We start from the raw sequence: 23,906 nt of genomic DNA on the forward strand, positions 1-23,906 counted from the left end.
TCCTGCCGTGGTATTGCCGTGAATCCGATGCGCGTGTTGCTGCTGTCGTCCTGCCTGTTCGTCGGGGGCCTGGCCCATGCGGCCAATGATCTTCCCGGTGGCGGCATCGATCCGCAGGCGCTGTCGCGCCACGTGCGGGTGCTGGCCTCGGACGAGTTCGAGGGCCGCGCCCCGGCCACGGCAGGCGAAGAGCGCACCGTGCAGTACCTGATCGAACAGTTCCGAAGCTATGGCCTGCAGCCCGGTGGCGCCGATGGCAGCTGGGTGCAGCCGGTACCGCTGGTGCGTGCGCAGCTGGATGGCGCGGCCAAGGCCAGCCTGGCCCTGAAGGGCGGCACCCGCGCGCTGGTGAACGGCGAGGACGTGACCCTGCAGAGCCTGCAGCCGCGCAAGCGCGTGCAGATCAAGAACGCACCGCTGGTGTTCGTCGGCTACGGCATCGATGCGCCGGAACGCCACTGGAACGATTACAAGGATGTGGATCTGCACGGCAAGATTGCCGTGGTGCTGATCAACGATGCCGACTTCGAGGCCGATGCGCCGGGTGCGTTCGACGGCAAGGCGGTGACCTACTACGGCCGCTGGACCTACAAGTTCGAGGAAGCCGCGCGCCGTGGCGCCGAGGGTGTGCTGATCGTGCACGAGACCGCGCCGGCCGCCTACGGCTGGGCCACGGTGAAGAGTTCGGGCACCTCGCCGCTGTTCGACATCGAACGCAGCAACGCCGAGGCGATGGCCCAGCACACGCCGCTGCGCGGCTGGATGCAGCGCTCGCTGGCCGAGGCGATCTTCGCCGACGCCGGCCTGGATTTCGACGCCGAGAAGCGCAAGGCCATGCAGGCCGACTTCCGCCCGGTGCTGCTGGACAACGCCCGTCTCAGCGCGGAATTCGCACTGAAGCGCGAGCAGGTGGTGACCCGCAACGTGGTGGCCAAGCTGCCCGGTGGCGAGCACGGCGATGAAGCCGTGATCTTCTCGGCGCACTGGGATGCCTTCGGTATCGGCCAGCCCGACGCCAAGGGCGACCGCATCCGCCGTGGTGCAATCGACAACGCCACCGGCGTGGCCACCGTGCTGGAACTGGGCCGGGTGTTTGCCGCCGGCCCGCAGCCGCAGCGCACGCTGTTCTTCGTGGCCCTGACCGCTGAAGAAAAGGGCCTGCTGGGCGCCAGCTACTACGCGGCGCACCCGCTGGCACCGCTGGAAAAGACCGCCGCCGTGCTGAACATCGAAATGTTCAGCCCCGATGGCGCCACCCGCGATATTGCCTCGTGGGGCAAGGGCCGCGTGTCGCTGGAAGGGGATCTGGAACGCGTCGCCAAGGCCCGCGGCCGCAGCTACAGCCCCGATCCGAACCTGGAAGCCGGCTTCTTCTACCGCGCTGACCACTTCGCCTTCGCCCGCCTGGGCGTGCCGGCCATCACCATCGGCCCGGGCCTGGACAAGCTGGAAGGCGGCGTGGAAGCCGGCCGCGCGCTGCGCGAGAAGTACTTCGCCGACTGCTACCACCAGGCCTGCGATGCCTGGACCCCCAGCTGGGACCCGGCCGGCCATGCCGCCGACACCCTGCTGGTGTACGACCTGGGTGCCGAACTGGCCAACAGCCGCCGCTGGCCGACCTGGGAAGAAGCGTCCGAATTCCGCGGTGCCCGCGAGAAGAGTGAAGCCGCCCGCCGCTGATGGCGGGGGGATATCGGCTGTGGCGGCGTGGAGATGACCGCGCCGCCATGACGGCGGCGAATTGGCATCGGCGCCATGACGTCGGTGAAATGGCAACGGCGCCATGACGCCTGCGGTAGAGTCGACTGTTAGTCGACTTCGCGCGAAGCGCGGGTTTCCATGCGTCGGACGGGAAGGCAGTCGACTAACTGTGATCTCTCTGTACGTTGTTCATCCGGGACATCTCTGGAAAATGGTGGTTACCACACCTCTCCAGATCCCAAAGAGCCCGGATGAACAACCATAAAAATGCCCGTTTAACGCCGTTTAGTCGAGAACTTCTTGTCCGTCGCATCCTCCACGAGGGCCTGCGGCCGGAGGAGGCAGCACAAGCGTGTGGCGTAAGTGTGCGTACGGCCTACAAGTGGCTGGCCCGATTCCGGGAGTTCGGGGCGTCGGGGCTGGAAAACCGCAGCTCTCGCCCGCACCAGACGCCGCATGCCACGCCTGCGTCGGTCGTCGAGCAGATCAAGGAGCGCCGCCGTAAACGGCACACCTACCTGACCATTTCCAAGGCCTTGGGGATCGGCCACAGCACCATTTCCCGGTTGATGCGTGTTCACGGCCTCAACCGGCTGTGCCGGCTGGATCCGCCCAAAGCGGTCATCCGATACGAATACGATCAGCCCGGAGGACTGCTGCACCTGGATATCAAGAAACTGGGCAACTTCCAGAGGCCTGGGCACAGAACCGATGCCAAACGCCGGGGAAACGCTGCCGGCGGCGGCTGGGGGTACGTCCACGTGGCCATCGACGATCATTCCCGGCTCGCCTACAGCAGCGTTCACCCCAACGAACAGGGAGAAACGGCCTGCCAAGCGCTGCTGAGCGCTCTGGAGTACTACGCCAGCTTGGGAATCACCTTCAAGCGGATCCTGACCGACAACGGCGCCTGCTATCGCTCCACCGCCTTTGCCAAGCTGCTCAAATCCCTTGGAATCAAGCACATCCGGACCAAGCCCTACACACCGCGCACCAACGGCAAGGCGGAGCGCTTCATCCAGACCAGCTTGCGCGAGTGGGCCTACGCTTGCGAGTACGCCTCTTCGGACCAACGCAATTCCGTGCTGACCCAATGGCTGCACCACTACAACTGGCACCGTCCCCATATGGGGATCGGCGGCCAGCCACCTATCTCCAGAGTGCCGCTGAATAACGTAGTGGGTTTACACAACTAACAGTCGACTCTACCCAGCCGACTCTACCGGCCGCCGCGAAGCAGCCGCCATGCGCCCCAGGCGCTGGCGACCAAAGCGACTACATACAGCCCTGCCCGCGGCCCCGACGCCAGCGCACGGCCGGGATTCTCACCGCGATGCAGTTGCAGGTTCATGGGCGTGGCATCACCGCCCAGCACCGTGGCCAGCGCCACCAGCAGGGCAAGGCAGAACAGCAGCAGGGCGATGCCAAAACCGATACGCGGCCATTGGGCCTGCGCGGGTGGGCGTCGCAGCAGCCAGGCCAGCATCGTGGCCAGGGCCGTGCCCAGGGCCACCCACATCAGTGGGGTGGCCGGGTAAACCGCAGCCACCGGCATTGCACCGGTGGCTGCCATCAGGACCGCAGCGTTACTTGCGGGTGCCGTCGAGCCAGTTCGGGCCCTTGTTGGTGAGGAAGAACACATAGACCACCAACGATACCGCGATCGTGGCGGTCACGTAGATGGCGAACCAGTCCACGTGGCCGGTCTTCAGCGCGCCCTGGTACAGCAGCGGCGCGGTGCCACCGAACAGCGAGTTGGCCAGCGCGTAGCCCAGGCCCACGCCCAGCGCACGGATGTGGGCGGGGAACAGTTCGGCCTTCACCACGGCATTGATGGAGGTGTAGCCAGTGAGGATGACGAAGCCCAGCGCCAGGGTCAGGAAGGCGAGGGTGGCATCGTGCTGGTGCGGCAGCTGGGTGATCAGGTACCAGCTGTACAGCACACCGCCCACGCCGAAGAACACCAGCAGGCTCTTGCGGCCGATGATGTCCGACAGCCAGCCGCCCACCGGCTGCAGCACCATCAGGAACGTCAGCACGCCCAGGTTGACCAGGGTGGCGGTCATCGGGTCGTCGGCGGCGAACGCGCTCTGGATCATCTTCGGGCCGTTCACCGAGTAGGTGTAGAAGGCAATGGTGCCGCCGGCGGTGATCAGGAAGCACAGCAGCAGCGGGCGCCACTGGTGCACGAACAGTTCGTACATCGAACCGGACTTCTTCGCCTTGCCTTCGCGCGCGGCTTCGATCGACGATTCTTCCATCGTCTCGTCCATGCCACGGCGCAGCCAGAACACCACCACGGCAGCGATACCGCCGATGCCGAAGGCGATGCGCCAGCCGAACTCGGAGATTTCCGGCTTGCCCCAGACGCTCAGCATCAGGAACAGGGTGAGCTGGGCCAGCACATGGCCACCGACCAGGGTGACGTAGTGGAACGAGGACAGGAAGCCGCGGCGGCCGGGAATGGCGGCCTCGGACATGTAGGTGGCGCTGGCGCCGTACTCACCACCCGTGGCGAAGCCCTGCAGCAGGCGCGCGAACAGCAGGATGATCGCCGCCCAGATGCCGATGCTGGCCGCGGTGGGGGTAATGGCGATCAGGAACGAGCAGACGGCCATCAGGGTGACCGACACGGTCAGCGCCAGGCGGCGGCCATGGCGGTCGGCGAAGCGGCCGAAGAACCAGGCACCGATGGGGCGCATCAGGAACGTGGCGGCGAAGATCGCCCACACGTACATCGTGGAGTTCTTGTCTTCGGGCGAGAAGAACTGTGATTCGAAGTACACGGCGAACACCGAGTACACGTAGACGTCATACCACTCCACCAGATTGCCGGCGGAGCCTTTGAGGGTATTGGAGATCGACCGGCGCAGCGCGGCGCCGTCGGTGCTGGGGACAGCGGAATGGGACGTGGTGCTCATCCGGTTGGGGATCCTCGATGCGGCGCTTCCGTGCGGGAAAGATCGGTGCCAGCCGCGCGCGGGGCGCTGGCGGTCAGCCTCCTGGGTACTGCATCCCATGTCAACGCCAGGTGCCGGAACAGGCGGGGCAGGGCATGGGACCGCACAGGATGACAGCGGCGGGGGGGAGGGACCATAGCTAGATCGTCGTACGCGATGCAGCCGAACCCTCTAGAATCCGGCTTCCCCCGGCTTTCTGGTGCGTCATGTCGGCTCCCCCTGTTTCTTCTGCGGCTGCCCCCCGGGGCGGCCTTGTTGCGTTGGCGTTGCTGCTGGTCTACGTGGTCTGGGGGTCCACCTACCTGGGCATCGCCAAGGCCCTGCACGGCGGCGCGCTGCCGCTCACCATGGTCTCTGGCAGCCGCTTCATCATTGCCGGCGGGCTGATGTACCTGGCCCTGCGGGTGTTCTGGAAGCTGCCCCGGCCGACCCTGCGGCAGTGGCGCAACCTGGTCATCATGGGCGTGACCATGCTGGTGCTGGGCAACGGCATGGTGGTGCTGGCCGAACGCGAGGTGTCGTCGGGCCTGGCCGCCACGGCGGTGGCCTCGGTGCCGCTGTGGATGGCGCTGTTTTCCGCACTGCGTGGCCAGCACGCCAGCCGCGGCGAGTGGCTGGGCATCGCGGTGGGCTTCGTCGGCGTGGTGTGGCTGAACGCGGGCAGCAGCCTGACCGCTTCGCCTACGGGGCTGGTGCTGCTGTTGATTGCCCCGATCGGCTGGGCGTTCGGTTCGGTCTGGGCGCGCGGGCTGGATCTGCCCGGCCCGTTCATGACCGCCGCCGGGCAGATGCTGTGCGGTGGCGTGCTGCTGGTGCTGATCGGCCTGGCCGTGGGCGAACGCCCGACCACCCTGCCCGATACCGGTGGCCTGCTGGCGATGGCCTACCTGTGCGTGTTCGGCTCCATCGTGGCCTTCACTGCCTATGTCTGGCTGCTGCACAACGTGCGCCCGGCGCTGGCCGGCAGCTACGCCTACGTGAACCCGGTGATCGCGGTGCTGCTGGGCGCGGCATTGAATGGCGAGCGCTTCGGCTGGCGCGATTTCCTGGCCATGGCGGTCATCCTGCTGGGCGTGGTGGTGCTGACCATGGCCCGGACCCGAAAGAAATGAGCATGAAGAAGTGAGCATGGACGAAAAAGAACAACGCCGCGGCCTGCTGGTCACCGCCTCCACCTTCGTGCTGTGGGGGCTGGTGCCGGTGTACTGGCACCTGCTCAACGAGGTGCCTTCGTTCCAGATCATCGCCCACCGCATCATCTGGTCCACCGTGCTGGTGGTGGCCTGGCTGCTGCTGAGCGCACGCCTGGGCTGGTGGCAGAAGATCGCCGCGCAGCCGCGCGCGCTGCCGATCCTGGCCGTATCAAGCCTGACCATCGCCTTCAACTGGGGCCTGTACATCTGGGCGGTTAACGCTGGCCATGTGATCGAAACCAGCCTGGGCTACTTCATCAATCCGCTGGTGAACGTGCTGCTGGGCGTGCTGGTGCTGAAGGAACGGCTGCGCCGCCTGCAATGGGTGGCGGTGGGCATGGCGGCGGTGGGCGTGGCCTGGTTGACCATCGATGCGGGCACGCCGCCATGGATCGCGCTGGGCCTGGCCTGCTCGTTTGGCTTGTACGGCCTGCTGCGCAAGCTGGTGTCGGTCGATCCGGTGGCCGGCCTGGGCGTGGAAAGCCTGTACCTGTTCCTGCCGGCGCTGGGTTTTGCGATCTGGGCCGAGAACGGCCACGGCGGCGCGTTCTTCCACGGCTGGGGCTGGCGCAACGATCTTCTGCTGGTGTTTGGTGGCGTGGTGACAGCCGTGCCGCTGATCGGCTTCGCCTACGGGGTGAAGCGCATTCCGCTGTCGCTGGTCGGCATCCTGCAGTACATCGCGCCCAGCCTGCAGTTGCTGCTGGGCGTGTTCTTCTTCCATGAAGCGTTCGATACCGGCAAGGCGATCGGCTTTGCGGTGATCTGGGCCGGACTGGTGCTGTTCGTGGCCGAGAACGTGCGGGCGATGCGCGCAGCGCGGGGTCAGATCCCTTCGCAGCGCGAAGGGCTCTGACCCCGGGACCTGCGAAGACGATGGGGTCAGAGCCCTTCGCCATGCGAAGGGATCCGACCCCAGGACCGCGGAAAAAAGAACGGCGCCCCGAGGGGCGCCGTTCTGCTTCCATCTCCGGCCAGGAGAGAGTTGGCCGGAACGGGAACGCGGGTGCAGTGCTTAGAAGCGCTGCTGGTACTTCATGTACATGAAACGACCGATGTCGAAGCCGCCGTAGTAGACGAAGCTGCTGTTCGGCTGGCTGTACATGATCGGACCCTGGTGGTCGAACACGTTGTTCAGGCCCAGCGAAACGGTGCCATCCCACGGCAGGGCGTAACGCACCTGCAGGTCGTGGAAGGTGTTCGAACCCACCTTATTGGTCGGCGAGGCATCGGTGTAGGCCGAGCTGAAGCCCGGCATGTTGCACTCGTCCATGTAGGAGCACTTCTCCTTCATGCTGGAGTAGTAGCGCGCGGTCCAACCGATGCCCAGGTTGCCGTACTGCCAGTCCAGGTTGAAGGTCGAACGCACGCGGAAGTTGCCGCCCCAGCTGGTCAGCTGTTCCACCGGGGTGGTCGCGGCGTTGTCGTTACGCTGCTCCAGGTAGTCGGTGTAGGTGGTGTTCCAGGTGACGGCGAACTTGCCGAACGCAGTTTCCGGCAGGCGGTAGCGCGCGCTGATGTCATAGCCGGCGGTTTCGCGGTAGCCGGCGTTGACCAGCGAACGGTCCAGCGCATTGACCTGGCCGTTGCTGCCGCGGGTGAAGCGGCCGCACGCAGCGTCCGAACCCTGCACGTAGCACTGTTCCAGGATGTTGGTGGCCGACTCGCCAACGATGGCGTTGTCGATGCGGATCTTCCACCAGTCCAGGCTCAGGTCCAGGCCCTGCACGAAGTCGGGGCTGTAGACCAGGCCGACGGTCCAGGTCTTGGCGGTTTCCGGCTTCAGGTTCGGGTTGGAACCCGAATTGAAATCGGTGGTGGCCTGCTGGCCCGGCTTGCTGGCCACGCTGCCATCGCTGTTGAGCTGGCGGAAGTTGGCCGGCACGTTCAGGGCCTTGCAGCGGGCCGCGACGGTGGCGCTGGTGGCGGCGGTGCCGAAGGAGGTATCGCACGGATCGGTGAACGAATCGCGGCTGCTGACGGTGCCGCCGTACAGGTCGTCAACGGTCGGCGCACGGAAGCCGGTGCCGTAGGTGGCGCGCACCAGCAGGCTGTCGATCGGCTTCCACTTCAGGCCGAACTTGCTGTTGGTGGTGGAACCGAAGTTGTTGTAGTCCGAATAGCGACCGGCCACGTCCAGCGACAGTTCACGGGCGAAGGCCATGTCGGCCAGCAGCGGCACCTGCAGTTCCAGGTAGACCTCGTTGAGCGAGTAGTCGCCCTGGGTCGGCTGGCCGCTGGTGCCGGCAATCTGGCCGTTCTGCACCATCAGGTCCGGGGTGTAGCGTGCTTCTTCGGTGCGGTGCTCGAAGCCCATGGCGGCCATGATGTCACCGGCCGGCAGCGAGAACAGCGAGCCGGAGATGTTGGCGCTGGCCACCTTGGTGGTGGTCTGGCTCTTGTCCACGAAGCGGGCGAACAGGTAATCCTGCACGTCCTGGTTGCTGAGCGAGCCCGGGCCGGTATAGCCCATCGGCGCGGCCGGGTTCCACGGCACGCAGCCGGCAATCACCGCATCGCGGGTGCCGCAGTAGGCAACGCCGTTTTCGATGAACGACGGGCCCACGGCCAGGTTCACGTTCGGCTGGTACATGCTGCCGGTGCCGACGCGCTCGCCTTCATTGCGGTTGTAGGTGTAGCTGACGTTCCAGTCCCAGTAGCGCGAACCGGTTTCGAAGCTGCCTTCCAGGCTCAGGCTGCCGCGCTTGGTTTCCAGGGTGTTTTCGGTGCCGCGCAGCATCTCTTCGGTGCGGTGCGAGAACAGCACGTCCTGGCCCCACAGGTTGAACGCGCTGTCCTTGGACAGGGCGGCACGGGTGCCATTGCGCGACTGCGCGGCGGTGACCGAGTACGGGTAGCCGGCCAGGTGCTTGGTCGATTCGCGCTTGCTGTACATCGCATCGGCAACCAGGCGCAGGTTGTCGGTGAACGAGAAGCCACCGTTGGCGAACACCGAGGTGCGCTCCAGGCCGGTCAGCAGGCTCATGTTGGTCTTGGTGTTGGCACCATCGGCCGGGTTCGGCGTGTGGAAGTTCGCCGCATCGGTCGGGTCACCGCCCGGGCCGACGGTCAGTGCCTTGCCACCCACGGTGACGCTGCCCCACGGCGTGGTGCCGTTCAGGCCGTCATTGGGGTGGCGCGGGCCGTTGACGTAGCGGCTGAACTCGCGCGCGCCGCCCATCACTTCGTCTTCCTTGGTGCGCTCGGCACCCACGCTGAACCAGCCGCGGTCGAAGGTCTTGCCGAAGGTAGCGCTGTAGGAGCGCTTCTGGCCGTCGCCTTCACCGTACTGGCCGACGTAGACGCTGGCTTCGCCACCGTCGAAGTTCTTGCGGGTGATGATGTTGACCACACCGGCGATGGCGTCCGAGCCGTACAGCGCCGAAGCGCCGTCGGTCAGCACTTCCACGCGCTCGACGATGGCCGAAGGAATGGAGGCCAGGTCCGAATAACCGCCGGCGCTGACGCCCATGCGGCGGCCGTCGATCAGCACCAGGCTGCGTTCCGGGCCCAGGTTGCGCAGGCTGACATACATGCCGCCGAAGTCGCGCGAGGAGGTCAGCGAGGAGGCGCGGCTCATGCTCGGCGAACCGGCAGCGGTCACGTCCTGCAGGATGTCGGCAACGTTGACGTAGCCCTTCTTCTCGATCTCGGCGCGGTTCAGCGCAACCACCGGCTGGGCGGTTTCGACACTGGCCTGGCGGATGCGCGAGCCGGTGATCTCGATGCGGTCGAGGTTGGTGGTGTTGTCGCCTGCATCCTGTGCAAAGGCGGGGGTGGTGCAGCTGGCAGCCAGCGCGAGGGTGATCGCGTTGCGCAGCGGGGTGGTCTTCAGGAACATCCGTGAAATCTCGTGTTTCAGAAAAAAACATGCGCCCGTTCTGTGGGCGCGGAGGGTGCTGCAAACCAACGTGGGGGGCGCGATTCTAGAGTGTTTTCATTCGTAACTGTTTGTCCCGGCGTGTCACATGCGCGCGAAGATGAATCGCAACCAACAATCCACAGGCTGGATGTGCGCGGCATCACGCGCGCGCTGTTTTGCATGCGCAGAGGCATCGATAGCGGCCGATGTTGGGTGATCTGTAATGCGCGTGGTGTGCGGTGGTTCATCCACGCATGGCGTGGATCTACTGCATGGCGCCCGCGCAATGACGGCCGGTGGATCCAGGCCATGCGTGGATGGCGCGAGCCCCGGTGGATCCAGGCCATGCGTGGATGGCGCGTGCCCCGGTGGATCCACGCCATGCGTGGATGACGCGAGCCCCGGTCCGGTAGATCCACGCCATGCGTGGATGGCGGGCAAAAAAAACGGGCGAAGCCTTCGCTTCGCCCGCTTACATTCATCACTACCTACACCCGTGCGTTGATCAGGTTTCGCGCAACGCCGTGGTAATCGGCAACCGCGCCGCACGCAGCGCCGGAAACAAGCCGCCGACCAGGCCGATGCCCAGCGCCCACTTCAACCCGGTCCACAGCAGTTCCGGCGACACATGGAACTTGAACACCACCGCGCTGAAGTTGCTGCCGATCGTAGACACGCTGTAGCCATTGAACACCAGCCACGCCACCGCGCAGCCCAGCAGGCCGCCCAGCAGCGCCAGCAGCATGGTTTCCAGCATCACCGCGGTCACCACCGGCAGGCTGCGGAAGCCGATCGCGCGCATGGTGGCGATCTCGCGCGCACGCGTGGCCACTGCCGCATACATGGTGTTGAGCGCGCCGAACACCGCGCCCACCGCCATGATCGTGCCGATCACCTTGCCAAGGATGTCGATCAGCTTGGTCAGCCCACCGCCCTGCTTGCTGTAGTACGCACGGGTGGTTTCCACATCCAGCTTCAGGCGCGGATCGGCGGCAACGGCGGCCTTGAACTGCTCGAAGCCGGGCTTGCCTTCGGTACGCACGCTGATCGACTGCCAGGCACTGCGCTGGTAGGTGGTGGCCAGCGTATCGGCGTCGGTCCACAGCTCCGAATCGTGCGCATCGCCGGTGGCGAACACACCCACCACGGTCCAGGTCTGGTTGCCCAGGGTGAGGGTCTTGCCCACTTCCATATCGCGGAACTGGCCCTGCGCACCCTGGCCGACCACGATCTCGCGCAGGCCGGCGCTGAACTTGCGGCCCTGCACGATCTTCACCTTGTCATGCACGGCCCAGGCCTGCGGGCCAACGCCGCGGAACTGCGCGTTGACGTCGGTGCCGTCGGCGCGCGAGACCAGGTTCACCACCTGCGACAGTTCCGGCGACAGCAGCGGGCGGCCTTCGCCATCGCGCGCCACGCCGGGCAAGGTGGACAGGGTGGGCACCTGTTCGCGGGTGATGACCGAGTTGGTTTCCGCCTGCGAACCGCCGCGCAGCACGATGGCAGTGGTGTCATCGCCGGTGTTGCTGAGCGTGGCCTGGAAGCCTTCGCCCATGGCCAGCATGGCCACCAGCACGCCGACCACGCCGGCAATGCCGACCACGATCACCGAGGACGCGCCCCAGCGTTGCGGCAGGCTGGCCACGCCGATGCGGGTGGCGGCCAGTGCCAGCCGCCCACCGCGGGTCAGCAGCAGCCACAGCGCCAGCAGCAGCGCCACGGCAAGCACGCCAAACCACGGCAGGCCGATCCATAGCACCAGGCCCACCGCCAGCAGCAGCACGGTGAAGGCGTTGCCGAACCACTTCTTGAGCTTGTTCATGGGGAGTCCTCCTCAGCGGCCGGCCAGTGCGTCGACGATCTTCAGGCGCTTGGCGCGCAACGCCGGCAGCAGGCCGACGATGATGCCGATCACCACGATCAGGCCCAGCCCCACCAGCCAGGTGGGCGTGGGGACGTGGGGCGGCAGCATGCCCATGCTTTTCGGGCCGATGGCCGGCAGGATCAGCGCGGCCAGGCCCATGCCGATCAGGCCGCCCAGGCCGATCAGCAGCACCGATTCCACCATCACCAGCGCCAACACGGTGCTGTCCTTGAAGCCCAGTGTCTTCAGCGTGGCCAGCTCCGGCACGCGTTCGCGCACGGCCTGGGCCATGGTGTTGCCGGTCAGCAGCAGCAGGGTGAAGAACACTGCACCCATGATCGAGGTGACGATCATGCCGATATCCGCAAACTGCTTGACGAAGGCCTGCTGGAACGCCGATTCAGTCTGGGTCTTGGTCTCGTGGTCGGAGTTGGCCGAGATCGCATCGATGGCCTGGGCCACGCGCGAGGCATGGTCCGGGTTGTCCAGGGTGACCGTGTACCAGCTCACCTGGTTCTTGATGTAGTCGTTGGATTCGTCGAAGTACTTCCAGTTCATCATCAACTGGCGTTCTTCGTTGCCGGCCTGTGCGCGGTCCTTGGAACGATAGATGCCCTTCAGTTCCAGCGGCCAGTCGTTGCTGCCACCGCGCGGGAAGATGGTGGCCTGCAGCGGAATGGTGTCGCCGATCTTCCAGCCGAACTGATTGGCCAGCGTTTCGCCGACGATGGCGCCGGTGCGGGTCTGTTTCCAGTCTTCCAGCTGCGCCGGGTCGATCTGCAGTTCGCGGTACACGTCGAAGTAGTTGGGCGACACCGAGAAGTTGGGGAAGAAGTTCTTCGGGTCCTGGTAGATGCCGCCGAACCACATGCCATAGGCCACGTCGCGCACGCCGGCCACCTGCCGCACCTGGGTTTCCAGGCGGATCGGCAGCGACTGGGTGATGGACAGGCGCGAGGCGACGATCAGGCGGTTGGCACCTTCCACGCTGCCACCGGAATTGAAGGCCACGCGCACCGAATCGAGCATGCCGAACAGCAGGAACGCGGCCACCACCGACAGCAGGGTCAGCAGGGTGCGGGTACGGCTGCGAAACAGCTGTGCCCACACCAGGGAGAAGTATTTCATCGCCGCAGCCTCCGTCAGTGGGCCAGCGGGGCGTCGGCCAGCTCGCCCTTGTCCAGGTGCACCGTGTGGGTGGCGTACTCGGCGGCCTTCGGGTCATGGGTGACCATGATGATGGTCTTGCCGTGTTCGCGGTTGAGCTGCTGCAGCAGGCCCAGGATCTCCTCGGCCGACTGCCGGTCCAGATCGCCGGTGGGTTCGTCGCAGATCAGGAAGGTGGGGTCGGAAACGATGGCGCGGGCGATCGCCACGCGCTGCTGCTGGCCACCGGACAGTTCGTTGGGGCGATGGCTGCGGCGGTCGGCCAGGCCGACCAGGGTCAGCGCGATTTCGGCATTGCGCTTGCGCTGGGCCGCGCTGAGGTGGGTCAGCAGCAGCGGCAGTTCCACGTTCTTCTGCGCGGTCAGCATCGGCATCAGGTTGTAGAACTGGAACACGAAGCCGACGTGGTGGCTGCGCCAGGTGGACAGCTGGCCGCCGCTCATCTGGTCGATGCGTTCGCCCTCGATGCTGATCTCGCCGCCGCTGGGGTTGTCCAGCCCGCCGATCAGGTTCAGCAGGGTGGTCTTGCCCGAACCGGACGGGCCCATCAGGGCGACGAAGTCACCGCGGGCGATGTCCAGGTCGATGCCGTGCAGCACCTGTACCTTTTCCGGGCCGCGTTGGTAGGTCTTGGTGATGTTGCGCAGTGAAACCAGGGTCGACATCGGGGATTCTCCACAGAGGCGGGAAACGGGAATGCGCGCCGGCTGCAGGCCGGAGGGCAGGCGTCGAGCGGTGTTGCCGGCGGCGCCACGCGGGCGCCAGGCCGTTACTGCGCTTGTTTCTGCTGCACCTTGCTGCCGTCGTGCAGGGCGTCGGGCGGGCTCAGCACCACCGCTTCACCGGCGCTCACGCCCTTCAGCAGCTGGCGGTCCTTGCCCATGGCCTGGCCGGCCTGCACGCTGCGCTGCTGCACGCGGTTGTCATCGCCCAGTACGAACGCCACCGACGCGCCGTCGCGCTGCACCACGGCGTTGTCCGGCACGCGCACGCCCTGCGCCGTGCTGGCGGCGGCCTGCGGCTGCGCCTGTTCCAGGAAGCTGACCCGCACGCCCATCTCGGGCACGATGCGCGGGTCCTTCACCTTCAGCGCCACCCGCACCTTCACCGTTGCCTTGCCGCGGTCGGCGGTGGGAATGATGGCGATCACCTCGCCCGGAATCTTCCATTCCGGATAGGCATTGAGCGTGGCTTCCACCGGCATCTTCGGCTGCACGCGGCCGATGAAGGCCTCGCCCACTTCCACTTCGATTTCCAGCGAGTCCATGTCGACGATGGTGCCGATGCCGGTGCGGGTGAAGCCACCGCCCGCCGACAGCGGCGAGACGATTTCGCCCGGCTGCGCCGCCTTGGCGGTCACCACGCCGGAAAACGGCGCGCGCACGATGTTGTTGTCCACGCCCAGATCGGCAATGGCCAACTGGTCGCTGGCGACCTTGACGTTGCGCTGGGCCGTTTCCAGCTGCGCGCGCAGGCTGTCACGCTGGGCCACGGCCTGGTCGTACTGCGAACGCGAGACCAGCTGCTGGCCCACCAGGGCCTGCAGGCGGCTGGCTTCGGCGGCGGCCTGGCGCTGTTGCGCCTCAAGCCCGGACACCTGCGCACGCGCCGCCTGCACCTGCGATGCCGACAGGCTGCGCTGCGCATCGGCATCGATCGGGTCCAGGGTGGCCATGATCTGCCCGGCCTCCACCCGCATGCCTTCTTCGATCATGACTTCGCGCACCTTGCCGGTGATCTTGGCCGACACCGTGGCCATGCGCCGGGCGACCACGTAGCCGCTGGCATCGAGCACCGAACTGCTGGCATTGCCCTGCTGGATGGCCACGGCCGGGGCAGTGCTGACTTCCACCGCCGGTTCGCGCCCGAACAGCAGGAAGGCCGCGCCGCCGAGCAGCAGCACCAGCAGCGCCAGCACGATCCACAGCCAGCGGCGCGAACCGCCGCTACCGCGCGGGGGCGGCGGCGCGCCGCGGTCGATACGGAGTTCTTTCAACAATTCGGCAGAAGCGTTCATTGCGTTCCATCACAGGCGTTCGGGCGGGTGTGACCGGAAGCGCGGACAGCGGCGGTTCCGGCGGTGGAGCGTGCGGCACAGCATGACGGCAGGCACGGCGGCAGGGGCAGTGACAGCTGTCATTGGAAGTTCCTGACGGCGGCAACTGCCGGATGTGACCACGGCGGCACAGGATGGCAACGTCCCCACTACCGGCACTGCCCATGGATCCGATTCCCCCGTCGCTGGCCCGCCTGCAGCAGGTGCAGGTGCACTACGGCAACCACACCGCGCTGCACGGTATCGACCTGCAGGTGCGCGCTGGCCAGGTGCTGGCGCTGCTGGGCCGCAACGGTGCCGGCAAGAGTACCGCGATCAGCGTGCTGTTGGGCCTGCGTCGCGCCGACGCCGGCCAGGTGGAGCTGCTGGGCGGTGATCCGCAGCAGCGCGCCAGCCGCCTTGGCCTGGGGCTGATGCTGCAGAGCACCAACCTGCCGCCGATGCTGCGCGTGGACGAACTGGTGCAGCAGGCCCGCGCCTGCTATCCCGACCCATGGCCGTTGCCCGAAGTGCTGCAGCGCGCTGGCCTGCAGGACGTGGCACGGCGCCGCTATGGCCAGTTGTCCGGCGGCCAGCAGCGCCGCGTGCAGTTCGCCATTGCCATCTGCGGCCGGCCGCGCGTGCTGTTCCTGGACGAACCCACCACTGGCCTGGACATCCAGGCCCGGCAGGGCATGTGGCAGGCGGTGCGGCAGTTGGTGGCCGAAGGCTGCGGTGTGCTGCTTACGACACACTATCTGGAAGAGGCCGAGGCGCTGGCGCAGCGCGTGGTGGTGCTGGAAGGCGGCCGGGTACTGGCCGACGCACCCTTGGCCGAGCTGCGCCTGGCCGACCGGCCGCGCCGCATCCGCTGCCGTAGCGCGCTGGCTGTCGAGGACGTGCAGCACTGGGCGGGCGTGCAACAGGTGCAGCGCGACGGCGCGCATCTGCAGGTGCTGGCCAGCCCGGCCGAACCGGTGGTGGCACGCCTGCTGGCCGCCGATGCGCAACTGCAGGAACTGGAAGTGCAGGGCGCGGCCCTGGCCGACGCGTTCCTTGACCTGACCCGGGAGGCTGCATGAACACCCTCATCCACCGTGAATCCAGCCGCGCCGGCCGTTGCCGTGCCGCGCTGCGCCCCTATGTCGCCGAACTGCTGGCCGAGCTGCGCCGCGCCTGGCGGACGCCGGCCTTCGTGCTGCCGTCGCTGTTGTTCCCGGTGCTGTTCTACCTGCTGTTTGGCGTGCTGCTGGGGCGCGGCCATGCGCCGCTGTACCTGCTGGCCACCTACTGCGTGTTTGGTGCCATGGCGCCGGCCCTGTTCGGCTTCGGTGTGCAGCTGGCGCTGGACCGCGAAGGCGGCCTGCTGACCCTCAAGCGCGCGCTGCCGCTGCCATCGGCGGCGCCGTTGCTGGCGCGGCTGGTGATGGCGGTGCTGTTTGCCACGCTGATTGCCGCGCTGCTGGTTGCCGTGGCGCATGCCTTCGGTGGCGTGCACCTGCAGCCGCTGCAGATCCTGCAGCTGCTGGCCGTGGCGGCGCTGGCCGCGGTGCCGCTGGGGGCCATCGGCCTGCTGATCGGCAGCCACGTGGGCGCCAGCGCGGCGCCGGCGGTGGTGAACCTGGTGTACCTGCCGCTGGCCCTGCTGTCCGGCCTGTGGCTGCCGTTGGCGGCCCTGCCGAAGGTGTTTTCCACGGTGGCGCCGTTGTGGCCGACCTGGCACCTGGCGCAGCTGGCGTTGCCGGTGGTGGGGCAGCCCGCGGCCGGCAGTACGCTGGGCCATCTGCTGGCGCTGCTGCTGGTAGCTGCTGCAGCCTTGCTGCTGGCACGCCGCCGCCTGCGTCGGATCGGCTGAACTGGCATGATCGACAGCGATCATCCTCGCCTGGATTCCCCCGTGCCATCGAACTGGCTTGCGTCGCTGCTGCGCCCTGCGCCGGATTCATCGGTGGCCGATCTGCTGCGGCGTGGCAAGTCGCCGTGGAGCGGGGCCATCCATCTGCTGTGGTCGGTGTGGATCTTCCTGACCCCGGTGCTGGGCAATGGCTTCACCCTGCGCTGGCTGTTCATCACCCTGGCCAGCTATCCGCTGTTCCTGCTGCTGTACGCGCGGGTGATGCTGGCGCCGCGCCACCATGCCTGGCGCTACGCGCTGGCAATGATCGCCATGGCACTGGTGCTGCTGCCCTGGTATCCGTCGGGCCTGAGCTACTTCGTGTTCGGCTGCGTGCTGCTGCGCATGAGCGGGCGCGGTGGCTGGTGGGTGTACCTGCTGCAGCTGACCGGCTTGAACCTGCTGTTCGGCGCGGTGGCGCTGTACTTCGGCTACCCGTGGCAGGCGCTGGTGTGGATGCCGGCGGTGTCCTTCATCGTCGGCCTGGTGGTGAACGTGGAATCGCTCAGCCACCAGCGTGACGTGGCGCTGCAGCTTTCCCAGGACGAAGTACGACGGCTGGCCACCACCGCCGAGCGCGAGCGCATCGGCCGCGACCTGCACGACCTGCTGGGCCATACCCTTTCGCTGATCACGCTGAAGCTGGAACTGGCGCGCAAGCTGTACGACCGCCAGGACGAACGTGCGCGGCAGGAAATCGGCGAGGCCGAAGCGATTGCCCGCGAAGCGCTGGCACAGGTGCGCAGCGCGGTGACCGGTATCCGCGCCAGTGACCTGGCCGGTGAGCTGGCCTCGGCGCGCTTGCTGCTGGAATGCCAGCAGGTGCACCTGCAGTACAGCGTGCCGCCGCCGATGCCGGTGGAGGTGGAACGCGGCCTGGCGCTGGTGCTGCGCGAAGCGGCCACCAATATCGTGCGCCATGCGCAGGCCACGCAGGCGCAGGTGGACTTCATGCTGGAAGGACGACAACTGGTGATGCAGATACGCGATGACGGCCGCGGCGGGGTGCAGGCCGAAGGCAATGGCTTGTGCGGCATGCGCGAACGGGTGGCCGCGCTGGCCGGTGTGCTGGCCGTGCAGTCGCCGCGTGGCGAGGGCACCGTGCTGACCGTGCGCGTGCCGCTGGCGGCGGCCACGGTGGCGGTGGCCCCGGCGTCGGCGTCGCTGCCGCAGGAGGGCGCGGCATGATCCGCATCCTGCTGGCCGAAGACCAGGCCATGGTGCGTGGTGCGTTGTCGGCACTGTTGGGCCTGGAACCGGATATCGAGGTGCTGGGCAGTGCGGCCGATGGTGAAACCGCGTGGCGGATGCTGCAGCAGCTGCAGCCGGACATCCTGGTGACCGACATCGAGATGCCGGGCCTGACCGGCCTGGAACTGGCCCAGCGCATCGCGCGGCAGGAGCTGCCGATCAAGGTGGTGATCGTGACCACCTTCGCCCGTGCCGGTTTCCTGCGCCGCGCGCTGGAGGCGGGCGTGCTGGGCTACCTGTTGAAGGACGCGCCGGCGGAGAACCTGGCCGAGGCCCTGCGCAAGGTGCAGCAGGGCGTTCGTGCAATCGACCCGCAACTGGCGCTGGACGCCTGGTCGCAGGCCGACCCGCTGACCGACCGCGAGCGCCGCGTGCTGCGCCTGGCTGGCGAGGGCCGCAGCGCCAGCGAGATTGCCGAACAGCTGGGCCTGTCGCACGGCACGGTGCGCAACTACCTGTCCGAATGCATCGGCAAGCTGGGCGTGGCCAACCGCATCGAAGCGTACCGGCTGGCGCGGCAGAAAGGCTGGCTGTAGGCAACGGTAGCGCCGGGCCACGCCCGGCGGCCGGTTTCTGCAGGGGTGTCACTTTCTTTGCGCGCAAAGAAAGTAACCAAAGAAACGCTCCGCCATCCGCGAGCCGGCGCTGCGCGCCGGTACCCTGCGCTCCTCGGTCCGTCGAGGGACGGCGCCGAACTCGCTGCGCTCAGACACCGGCGCCTCTTCGCCCTCGCCGGACCTGCGGTGCTCGGCTCGCTACAAGGCGGAAACATCAACAGCCACAGCCGCGAGTGCCGGCATTCTGGGGCTGGAAGCTCCCAGTGGTGCGCGCTTTCTGTAGAGCCGAGCCATGCTCGGCTGCTGGTCGTGTGCAGGCGCGGAAACGATCCGCCGGGCATGGCCCGGCGCGACCCCTTCAATCCTTGCCGCGGGCCATGGCCTGGAACACGCCGTCGCGGCGCACCCACAGGTGGAACAGCGCTGCGCCCACGTGCATCAGCACGGTGGCGAACAGCACGTAGGCCAGCAGGCTGTGCGCATTGCGCAGGGCCGCATACAGCGCCGGGCTGTGCGGCACCACGGCCGGCAGGTGCACGCCGCCCCACAGGGTGATCGGGTAACCACCGGCCGACAGCATCGCCCAGCCGATCAGCGGCATCGCCAGCATCAGCCCGTACAGCAGCCAGTGCGACGCTGTGGCGGCCAGCACCTGCCAGGCCGGCAGATCGGCCGGCAGCGGTGGCGGCCGGTGGCGCAGGCGGTTGTACAGGCGCAGCAGCACCAGCACGAAGATCGCCACGCCCAGCGGCCGGTGCAGGTCGATCAGCATTGGCCGCAGGTGCAACGAAGCGACCATGGTCACGCCGATGAACAGCATGGCCACGATCATCACCGCCATGGTCCAGTGCAGCACCCGCGCCAGCAGGTTGAAGTGGCCGTTGCCGGTGTTCATCGTGCGGCCTCCTTCGGTTGTTCGACGTTGCCGGCGGCGCGTTCGCGTTCGCGGCGGTTGAAGGACTGCGAGTACACCGCCGAACGGGCGGCCAGGATCGGATCATCGCTGCCACGCACGCCGCTGGGCAGGATCAGCGGATCGAAGTTGATCTGTCCGCAGGCGCCTTCTTCCTGCGATTGCATGCGGTCCAGGCTGAGCACGCCGGCCACCACCTGTTCGCGGGATTCGGGCCACGGCACCGACGGGTCGTCGATGGCATCGCCGGCGGCGGCGGTGCTGACCACCAGGTCCCAGCGCACCGGGCCGTTGGCCAGGCGCTGGCGCAGTTCCTGGCTGAGGAAATCGACGCTGGCCTGCTTGCGCGCCTCGGCATCCATGACCACCACCGGCGCCTGCGGCTGCCAGCGCCAGCGCACCGCGCGCTTCTGGCCCTGGGCGTTGGTGAACCAGAAGCTGTTCACGCTGTTGTAGGTGGTGTCGGCCCAGCTGCTGGTCCACGGCGCGGTCTTGGCCCACTGCTGGAACGCCTGCGCGCTGGGGTACTTCGCCAGCACGGCGGCCATCTTCGCCGGGTCGGGCTTGCCGGTGGCCGGGTCGGGAATGCCGGCGCGGGTCTGTTCGAAGAAGGCCTCGGCGGTGGGTACGGCGAAGAACGGGAAGCTGTTCATCGCCATCCGCCATTCCTGGCCGTCATCGCTCACCATCTGCACGGCCAGGCTGCGCACCCGCGCGGTGTTGTCGGCGCCATAGGGATCGCCACCGCCGATCGACAGGCGGCCCATCACCGGCACGCGCGGCTGCGAGAACACCCGTGCGCTGGACAGGGTGCGGGCCTGTGCGCTGGGTTCGAACCAGCCGCTTACGCAGATGCCCTTGCTGTGCGCACGGCGGAAGCCGGGATGGGCCGGGCCGGTGGCTTCGATGGTGTCGGTGAAGCGCTGCGCGGTGAGGCGGTCGCCGATCCAGCCGGCCAGCCAGGCGAAGAGGAGCGCAACGCCGCCCAACATCAGCGCGATCAGGGCGATCCAGGGCAGGGGCGTGTGCGGGCGGGGCGAGCGCGGCCCCTGGCCGGCGCGGGTAAAACGGAACAAGGGCATGGTCGGGTTCCTGCCTTCACTGGACGTGTGGGTGGTCGACCCGCACATCCTCGCAGAACCCCTCCAGGCCCGGTATTCAATTTTTCGTCAGATTTGCCGACCGGTTCCGGTAGCGCCGGGCCATGCCCGGCGGCATCTTCAGGCGTAACGCGCCTTCAGCATGGCCCAGGCCGAACGCAGCGCCAGCGCTTCGCCACCGGCCGGGCGGCCCGGGCGTTCGCCGTCGTTCCAGGCGTACACATCCAGGTGTGCCCAGCGCTGGCCTTCGGCCAGGAAGCGTTCCAGGTACAGCGCGGCGGTGACCGAACCGGCCATGCGCGAACCGGCGTTGGCCAGGTCGGCCACGCCGCTGGACAGATAGCGCAGGTACGGGCGCCACAGCGGCATGCGCCACACCGGGTCACGAGTGGCATCGCCGGCCTGCAGCCACTGCTGGGCCACGCTGTCGTCGTTGCTGAACAGCGCCGGCAGGTCCGGGCCCAGCGCGATGCGCGCGGCACCGGTCAGGGTGGCGAAATCCAGCACCAGGTCCGGCTGCTGTTCGCTGGCGAAGGTCAGTGCATCGCACAGGATCACCCGGCCTTCGGCGTCGGTGTTGTCGATCTCCACGCTCAGGCCCTTGCGCGTGGCGATGACTTCGCCGGGGCGGAACGCATCGGGGCCGATCGCGTTTTCCACCGCCGGCACCAGCAGGGTCAGCCGCACCGGCAGCTGCTGCGCCATCACCAGCCCGGCCAGGGCCAGGGCGTGGGCGGCGCCGCCCATGTCCTTCTTCATGTTGCGCATGCCATCGGCGGGCTTGATGTCCAGGCCGCCGGTGTCGAAGCACACGCCCTTGCCGACTACCACCAGCGCCGGGTCGCTTTCCTTGCCCCAGCGCAGCACCACCAGGCGCGGCGCGCGGTGCGAGGCACGGCCGACGGCGTGGATGGCCGGGAAGTTCTGCTGCAGCAGGGCATCGCCGGTGATCGCTTCAACCTGCGCACCGTGTGCGTCGGCCAAGGCGCGCGCTGCATCTTCCAGCTGCTGCGGGCCCATGTCTTCGGTGGGGGTGTTCACCCAGTCGCGCACGCGCAGGCTGGCGGCGATCAGGTCGGCCACTTCACCCTGCGGCGCGGCCACCAGCTGTGCCGGTGCGCGGTTGCGCTTGCGGTAGCGGTCGAAGCGGTAGCTGCCCAGGCCCCAGCCCAGTTGCAGCAGGGCCTGTTCGTCGGCGCTCAGTTCGCTGGCCAGCTGCCACACGCTGCCTTCGGGCAGGGCGTGCGGGGCATGGGCATAGCTGTAGGCATCGGCACGGTCGCCCACGCCGATCACTGCACCGGCCAGACCATCGCTGCCCGGCAGCAGGGCCACGCTGTGCGCGGCGGCGTTGAAGCCCTGTGCGCCCAGCCAGGCCTGGGTGGCCGCCGGCTGGGTCGCCTTCCACGCCTCGAACTGGCTGCGGTCGAGCACGTACAGCGGCAGGGCGGTGGCGGTGGAAGCGGTGAAACCAGTGATCTCGCTCATGCGTCAGCTACTCCGGGGTGCGGCGGCGTCGAGGTTGGCATCCAGCCAATCGGCCAGGCCGGTAAGGGTGTCGAACTGCAGGTCAGGCTGCAGCTGCGGATGATTCCAGGTGGCCGCTTCGCGGTTGATCCAGCAACCGCGCAGGCCTGCGGCGATCGCGCCGGCCACGTCCATTTCAATGTGGTCGCCCACGTGCAGCACCTGCGCCGGGGCCACGCCCAGGCGTTCGCAGGCGGCATGGAAGATGCTTGGTTCCGGCTTGGCGGCGCCGTGTTCGCGGGCACCCAGCTGGAAGGCAAAATGATGGGCCAGGCCGATGCGCTCAAGATCGGCGTTGCCGTTGCTGAGGGCGGCCACCGGTACGCGCGCGGCAATGCGGGCCAGCGCATCCAGCGCGTCCGGATAGCACTCCACCTGGTTGCGCGCGGCGTAGAACGCCTCGTAGGCCGGCTCCAGCAGGTCCAGGCTGGCGCCACTGTTCTGCAGCGCCTCCTGCAGAGTCAGCCGACGCAGCGCGCTCAGGTCGAAATGCAGCTGTGGGTTGTCGCGGAACGCGCGCTCGCGCAGTTCGCGCATGGCCGCCACCGGATACATCGCGGCGGTGGCGGGGCTGTGTTCACGCATCCAGTCGTACAGGACCTGGTCGATGCGGGCGCCGATGGGAGCAAACGGCCACAGCGTGTCGTCGAGGTCGAGGGTGATGGCAAGGACAGGGAAGTTCACCCCGCCATTCTACGCCCGCGCGGCCGGGCTTTCATTCCAGCAGCCGCGCCCAGCCCTGCATGCCTTCCAGCCGCGCCAGCACCAGCTTGATGCAGACCAGCAGCGGCACCGCCAGCAGCAGGCCGATCATGCCCCAGGCCCAGCCGAACACCATCAGCGCCAGGATCAGCACCAGCGGTGACAACTTCATGCGCCGGCCCAGCACGATGGGGGTCACCAGCTGGCCTTCCAGGGTATGCAGGGCCAGGTAGGCGGCGGCCGGCAGCAGTGCCTGCAGCGGATCGCGGAATTCGACGAAGCCCATCAGCAGCATCAGCGCCACGCCGATCAGCGGGCCCACGTACGGCGCGAAATTCAGCAGCGCCGCCACCGTGCCCCACAGCAGCGCTTCCTGCAGGCCGATGCCCAGCAGCATCAGCACGCCGGCGAACAGCAGGCCGACCAGGGTGTTGATGACGGTGATGGTCAACACGTAGCGCGATACCTCGCGTTCGATCGAACGCAGGATGTCACTGGTGAAGCGTTGCTGCTGGCGGTTGGGGAACAAGGCGATGGCCGCGCGCTGCAGGCTCTGCCCGTAGATCATGAAGAACAGGGTGAGCAGCACCACCGCCAGTACCGAGGCGGCCAGGCGCGGGGCGCGGGTCAGCATGCGGTAGGGATCGTCCAGCTGGGTGCGGATGACCTGCACGCGGCGGCTGCTCTCGCCGCCGGCCACGCGGGCGAAATTTTCCGCGGCCTGGTTGGCCTGCTGCACCGGCTTGGTCAGGTCCTGCACCTGGCGCGCCACTTTGCGCAACTGCTGCGGTGCTTCCTGCGCCCAGTCCATGGCCGGGCCCACCAGCTGCACCGCCAGCGCGGTGGTCACCCCCAGCCCGGCGCCCAGGATCAACAGCGCGCCCAGTGCGCGCGGAATCCACAGTTTCTGCAGCAGACGCAGGATCGGGTTGCCCACCAGGGCGAAGAACATGGCCAGCAGGATGGGCAGGAAGATGTCCTGCGCCGCCCACAGCGTGTACGCCACGGCCAGGGTGGCCAGGATCACCAGCGACATCGGCCCGCGCGGGCGTGACGGCGGCGGCAGCGGCGCGTCGGGCGCGGGCGAAGAGGGGGACAACAGGGGCTCGCTCATCGGCGCACCGACCGGGAAGGGAAGCGCATTATCGTCCCGCCGCGATCAACGCGGCGGGTTCACGGT

The 23,906-nt window shown here is 67.6% G+C and carries 20 protein-coding genes; 8 read left to right on the plus strand and 12 right to left on the minus strand.

What is annotated here, in order from left to right; genetic code table 11:
- Positions 1-27 precede the first annotated feature (27 nt).
- Together C1930_RS01530 and C1930_RS01535 are read left to right on the plus strand one after the other, a co-directional pair.
- A complete protein-coding gene (locus C1930_RS01530) occupies positions 28-1,680 on the plus strand; it encodes a M28 family metallopeptidase (RefSeq protein WP_108770926.1) in 1,653 nt (550 codons plus the stop codon).
- A gap of 272 nt (positions 1,681-1,952) precedes the next feature.
- Positions 1,953-2,897 (plus strand): IS481 family transposase, encoded by a 945-nt coding sequence (locus C1930_RS01535; protein ID WP_108755154.1) that lies wholly within the window; start codon positions 1,953-1,955, stop codon positions 2,895-2,897.
- A 23-nt stretch (positions 2,898-2,920) separates the two neighbouring features.
- Here the strand turns inward: C1930_RS01535 and C1930_RS01540 are convergent, their stop codons facing one another.
- Together C1930_RS01540 and C1930_RS01545 are read right to left on the minus strand one after the other, a co-directional pair.
- Positions 2,921-3,256, minus strand: coding sequence for a hypothetical protein (locus C1930_RS01540; RefSeq protein WP_234412768.1), 336 nt, complete (start codon positions 3,254-3,256; stop codon positions 2,921-2,923).
- A gap of 31 nt (positions 3,257-3,287) precedes the next feature.
- Positions 3,288-4,622 carry an MFS transporter gene (locus C1930_RS01545; RefSeq protein WP_108748172.1) on the minus strand — a complete coding sequence of 445 codons (1,335 nt, stop codon included), beginning with the start codon at positions 4,620-4,622 and terminating at the stop codon, positions 3,288-3,290.
- A gap of 245 nt (positions 4,623-4,867) precedes the next feature.
- Here C1930_RS01545 and yedA point away from each other — a divergent pair, with 245 nt between their 5' ends.
- Positions 4,868-5,773 carry a drug/metabolite exporter YedA gene (yedA, locus tag C1930_RS01550; protein WP_108755155.1) on the plus strand — a complete coding sequence of 302 codons (906 nt, stop codon included), beginning with the start codon at positions 4,868-4,870 and terminating at the stop codon, positions 5,771-5,773.
- Positions 5,774-5,783: 10 nt separating this feature from the next.
- A complete protein-coding gene (rarD, locus tag C1930_RS01555) occupies positions 5,784-6,710 on the plus strand; it encodes an EamA family transporter RarD (RefSeq protein ID WP_108770927.1) in 927 nt (308 codons plus the stop codon).
- A gap of 159 nt (positions 6,711-6,869) precedes the next feature.
- Here rarD and C1930_RS01560 read toward each other — a convergent pair whose 3' ends face one another.
- The 5 genes from C1930_RS01560 to C1930_RS01580 form a co-directional block, all read right to left on the minus strand.
- On the minus strand, positions 6,870-9,695 hold the full coding sequence (locus C1930_RS01560) for a TonB-dependent receptor (protein WP_108770928.1): 2,826 nt from the start codon (positions 9,693-9,695) through the stop codon (positions 6,870-6,872).
- A gap of 526 nt (positions 9,696-10,221) precedes the next feature.
- Positions 10,222-11,538, minus strand: a complete 1,317-nt coding sequence (locus C1930_RS01565) for an ABC transporter permease (protein WP_108755158.1) — start codon at positions 11,536-11,538, stop codon at positions 10,222-10,224.
- Between the two features lie 12 nt (positions 11,539-11,550).
- On the minus strand, positions 11,551-12,708 hold the full coding sequence (locus tag C1930_RS01570; protein ID WP_108748177.1) for an ABC transporter permease: 1,158 nt from the start codon (positions 12,706-12,708) through the stop codon (positions 11,551-11,553).
- Between the two features lie 14 nt (positions 12,709-12,722).
- Positions 12,723-13,412, minus strand: a complete 690-nt coding sequence (locus tag C1930_RS01575; protein ID WP_004153799.1) for an ABC transporter ATP-binding protein — start codon at positions 13,410-13,412, stop codon at positions 12,723-12,725.
- A gap of 104 nt (positions 13,413-13,516) precedes the next feature.
- Complete coding sequence (locus C1930_RS01580) at positions 13,517-14,764, minus strand: efflux RND transporter periplasmic adaptor subunit (RefSeq protein ID WP_108770929.1); 1,248 nt, start codon at positions 14,762-14,764, stop codon at positions 13,517-13,519.
- 203 nt (positions 14,765-14,967) lie between these two features.
- Here C1930_RS01580 and C1930_RS01585 point away from each other — a divergent pair, with 203 nt between their 5' ends.
- The 4 genes from C1930_RS01585 to C1930_RS01600 are packed head-to-tail and all read left to right on the plus strand — an operon-like array spanning position 14,968 to position 18,463.
- On the plus strand, positions 14,968-15,864 hold the full coding sequence (locus C1930_RS01585; protein ID WP_108755160.1) for an ABC transporter ATP-binding protein: 897 nt from the start codon (positions 14,968-14,970) through the stop codon (positions 15,862-15,864).
- Positions 15,861-16,637 carry an ABC transporter permease gene (locus C1930_RS01590; RefSeq protein WP_108770930.1) on the plus strand — a complete coding sequence of 259 codons (777 nt, stop codon included), beginning with the start codon at positions 15,861-15,863 and terminating at the stop codon, positions 16,635-16,637. Before C1930_RS01585 ends, C1930_RS01590 begins: the two co-directional genes overlap by 4 nt.
- 6 nt (positions 16,638-16,643) lie before the next feature.
- Positions 16,644-17,864, plus strand: coding sequence for a sensor histidine kinase (locus tag C1930_RS01595; RefSeq protein ID WP_108770931.1), 1,221 nt, complete (start codon positions 16,644-16,646; stop codon positions 17,862-17,864).
- Positions 17,861-18,463, plus strand: coding sequence for a response regulator transcription factor (locus C1930_RS01600; RefSeq protein ID WP_108748182.1), 603 nt, complete (start codon positions 17,861-17,863; stop codon positions 18,461-18,463). Before C1930_RS01595 ends, C1930_RS01600 begins: the two co-directional genes overlap by 4 nt.
- 379 nt (positions 18,464-18,842) lie before the next feature.
- Here C1930_RS01600 and C1930_RS01605 read toward each other — a convergent pair whose 3' ends face one another.
- The 5 genes from C1930_RS01605 to C1930_RS01625 form a co-directional block, all read right to left on the minus strand.
- Positions 18,843-19,379: a cytochrome b gene (locus tag C1930_RS01605; RefSeq protein ID WP_108770932.1), complete on the minus strand. Its 537-nt coding sequence runs from the start codon at positions 19,377-19,379 to the stop codon at positions 18,843-18,845.
- Positions 19,376-20,479, minus strand: a complete 1,104-nt coding sequence (locus C1930_RS01610) for a catalase family peroxidase (RefSeq protein WP_108770933.1) — start codon at positions 20,477-20,479, stop codon at positions 19,376-19,378. The genes C1930_RS01605 and C1930_RS01610 overlap by 4 nt, the downstream gene beginning before the upstream one ends.
- Positions 20,480-20,617: 138 nt before the next feature.
- The gene (locus C1930_RS01615) at positions 20,618-21,985 is read right to left on the minus strand and encodes a M17 family metallopeptidase (protein ID WP_108755164.1); all 1,368 of its coding nucleotides are present in this window, start codon (positions 21,983-21,985) and stop codon (positions 20,618-20,620) included.
- 3 nt (positions 21,986-21,988) lie between these two features.
- Entirely contained in the window at positions 21,989-22,708 is a 720-nt protein-coding gene (locus C1930_RS01620) for an HAD family hydrolase (RefSeq protein WP_108751899.1), read from the minus strand.
- Between the two features lie 31 nt (positions 22,709-22,739).
- Positions 22,740-23,840: an AI-2E family transporter gene (locus C1930_RS01625; protein WP_108751900.1), complete on the minus strand. Its 1,101-nt coding sequence runs from the start codon at positions 23,838-23,840 to the stop codon at positions 22,740-22,742.
- Positions 23,841-23,906: the final 66 nt, after the last annotated feature.

Source organism: Stenotrophomonas sp. SAU14A_NAIMI4_8 (assembly GCF_003086695.1).
Taxonomy (GTDB): Bacteria; Pseudomonadota; Gammaproteobacteria; order Xanthomonadales; family Xanthomonadaceae; genus Stenotrophomonas.

What these genes read in the sequence shown, in the direction of transcription:
- C1930_RS01540 (WP_234412768.1), bottom strand. Translation starts at nt 3,256, where the DNA reads ATGCCGGTGGCTGCGGTTTACCCGGCCACCCCACTGATGTGGGTGGCC.
- C1930_RS01590 (WP_108770930.1), top strand. Translation starts at nt 15,861, where the DNA reads ATGAACACCCTCATCCACCGTGAATCCAGCCGCGCCGGCCGTTGCCGT.
- C1930_RS01585 (WP_108755160.1), top strand. Translation starts at nt 14,968, where the DNA reads ATGGATCCGATTCCCCCGTCGCTGGCCCGCCTGCAGCAGGTGCAGGTG.
- C1930_RS01530 (WP_108770926.1), top strand. Translation starts at nt 28, where the DNA reads ATGCGCGTGTTGCTGCTGTCGTCCTGCCTGTTCGTCGGGGGCCTGGCC.
- C1930_RS01560 (WP_108770928.1), bottom strand. Translation starts at nt 9,695, where the DNA reads ATGTTCCTGAAGACCACCCCGCTGCGCAACGCGATCACCCTCGCGCTG.
- C1930_RS01600 (WP_108748182.1), top strand. Translation starts at nt 17,861, where the DNA reads ATGATCCGCATCCTGCTGGCCGAAGACCAGGCCATGGTGCGTGGTGCG.
- yedA (WP_108755155.1), top strand. Translation starts at nt 4,868, where the DNA reads ATGTCGGCTCCCCCTGTTTCTTCTGCGGCTGCCCCCCGGGGCGGCCTT.
- C1930_RS01535 (WP_108755154.1), top strand. Translation starts at nt 1,953, where the DNA reads ATGAACAACCATAAAAATGCCCGTTTAACGCCGTTTAGTCGAGAACTT.
- C1930_RS01615 (WP_108755164.1), bottom strand. Translation starts at nt 21,985, where the DNA reads ATGAGCGAGATCACTGGTTTCACCGCTTCCACCGCCACCGCCCTGCCG.
- C1930_RS01575 (WP_004153799.1), bottom strand. Translation starts at nt 13,412, where the DNA reads ATGTCGACCCTGGTTTCACTGCGCAACATCACCAAGACCTACCAACGC.
- C1930_RS01570 (WP_108748177.1), bottom strand. Translation starts at nt 12,708, where the DNA reads ATGAAATACTTCTCCCTGGTGTGGGCACAGCTGTTTCGCAGCCGTACC.
- C1930_RS01595 (WP_108770931.1), top strand. Translation starts at nt 16,644, where the DNA reads ATGATCGACAGCGATCATCCTCGCCTGGATTCCCCCGTGCCATCGAAC.
- C1930_RS01580 (WP_108770929.1), bottom strand. Translation starts at nt 14,764, where the DNA reads ATGAACGCTTCTGCCGAATTGTTGAAAGAACTCCGTATCGACCGCGGC.
- C1930_RS01610 (WP_108770933.1), bottom strand. Translation starts at nt 20,479, where the DNA reads ATGCCCTTGTTCCGTTTTACCCGCGCCGGCCAGGGGCCGCGCTCGCCC.
- C1930_RS01545 (WP_108748172.1), bottom strand. Translation starts at nt 4,622, where the DNA reads ATGAGCACCACGTCCCATTCCGCTGTCCCCAGCACCGACGGCGCCGCG.
- C1930_RS01605 (WP_108770932.1), bottom strand. Translation starts at nt 19,379, where the DNA reads ATGAACACCGGCAACGGCCACTTCAACCTGCTGGCGCGGGTGCTGCAC.
- C1930_RS01625 (WP_108751900.1), bottom strand. Translation starts at nt 23,840, where the DNA reads ATGAGCGAGCCCCTGTTGTCCCCCTCTTCGCCCGCGCCCGACGCGCCG.
- C1930_RS01565 (WP_108755158.1), bottom strand. Translation starts at nt 11,538, where the DNA reads ATGAACAAGCTCAAGAAGTGGTTCGGCAACGCCTTCACCGTGCTGCTG.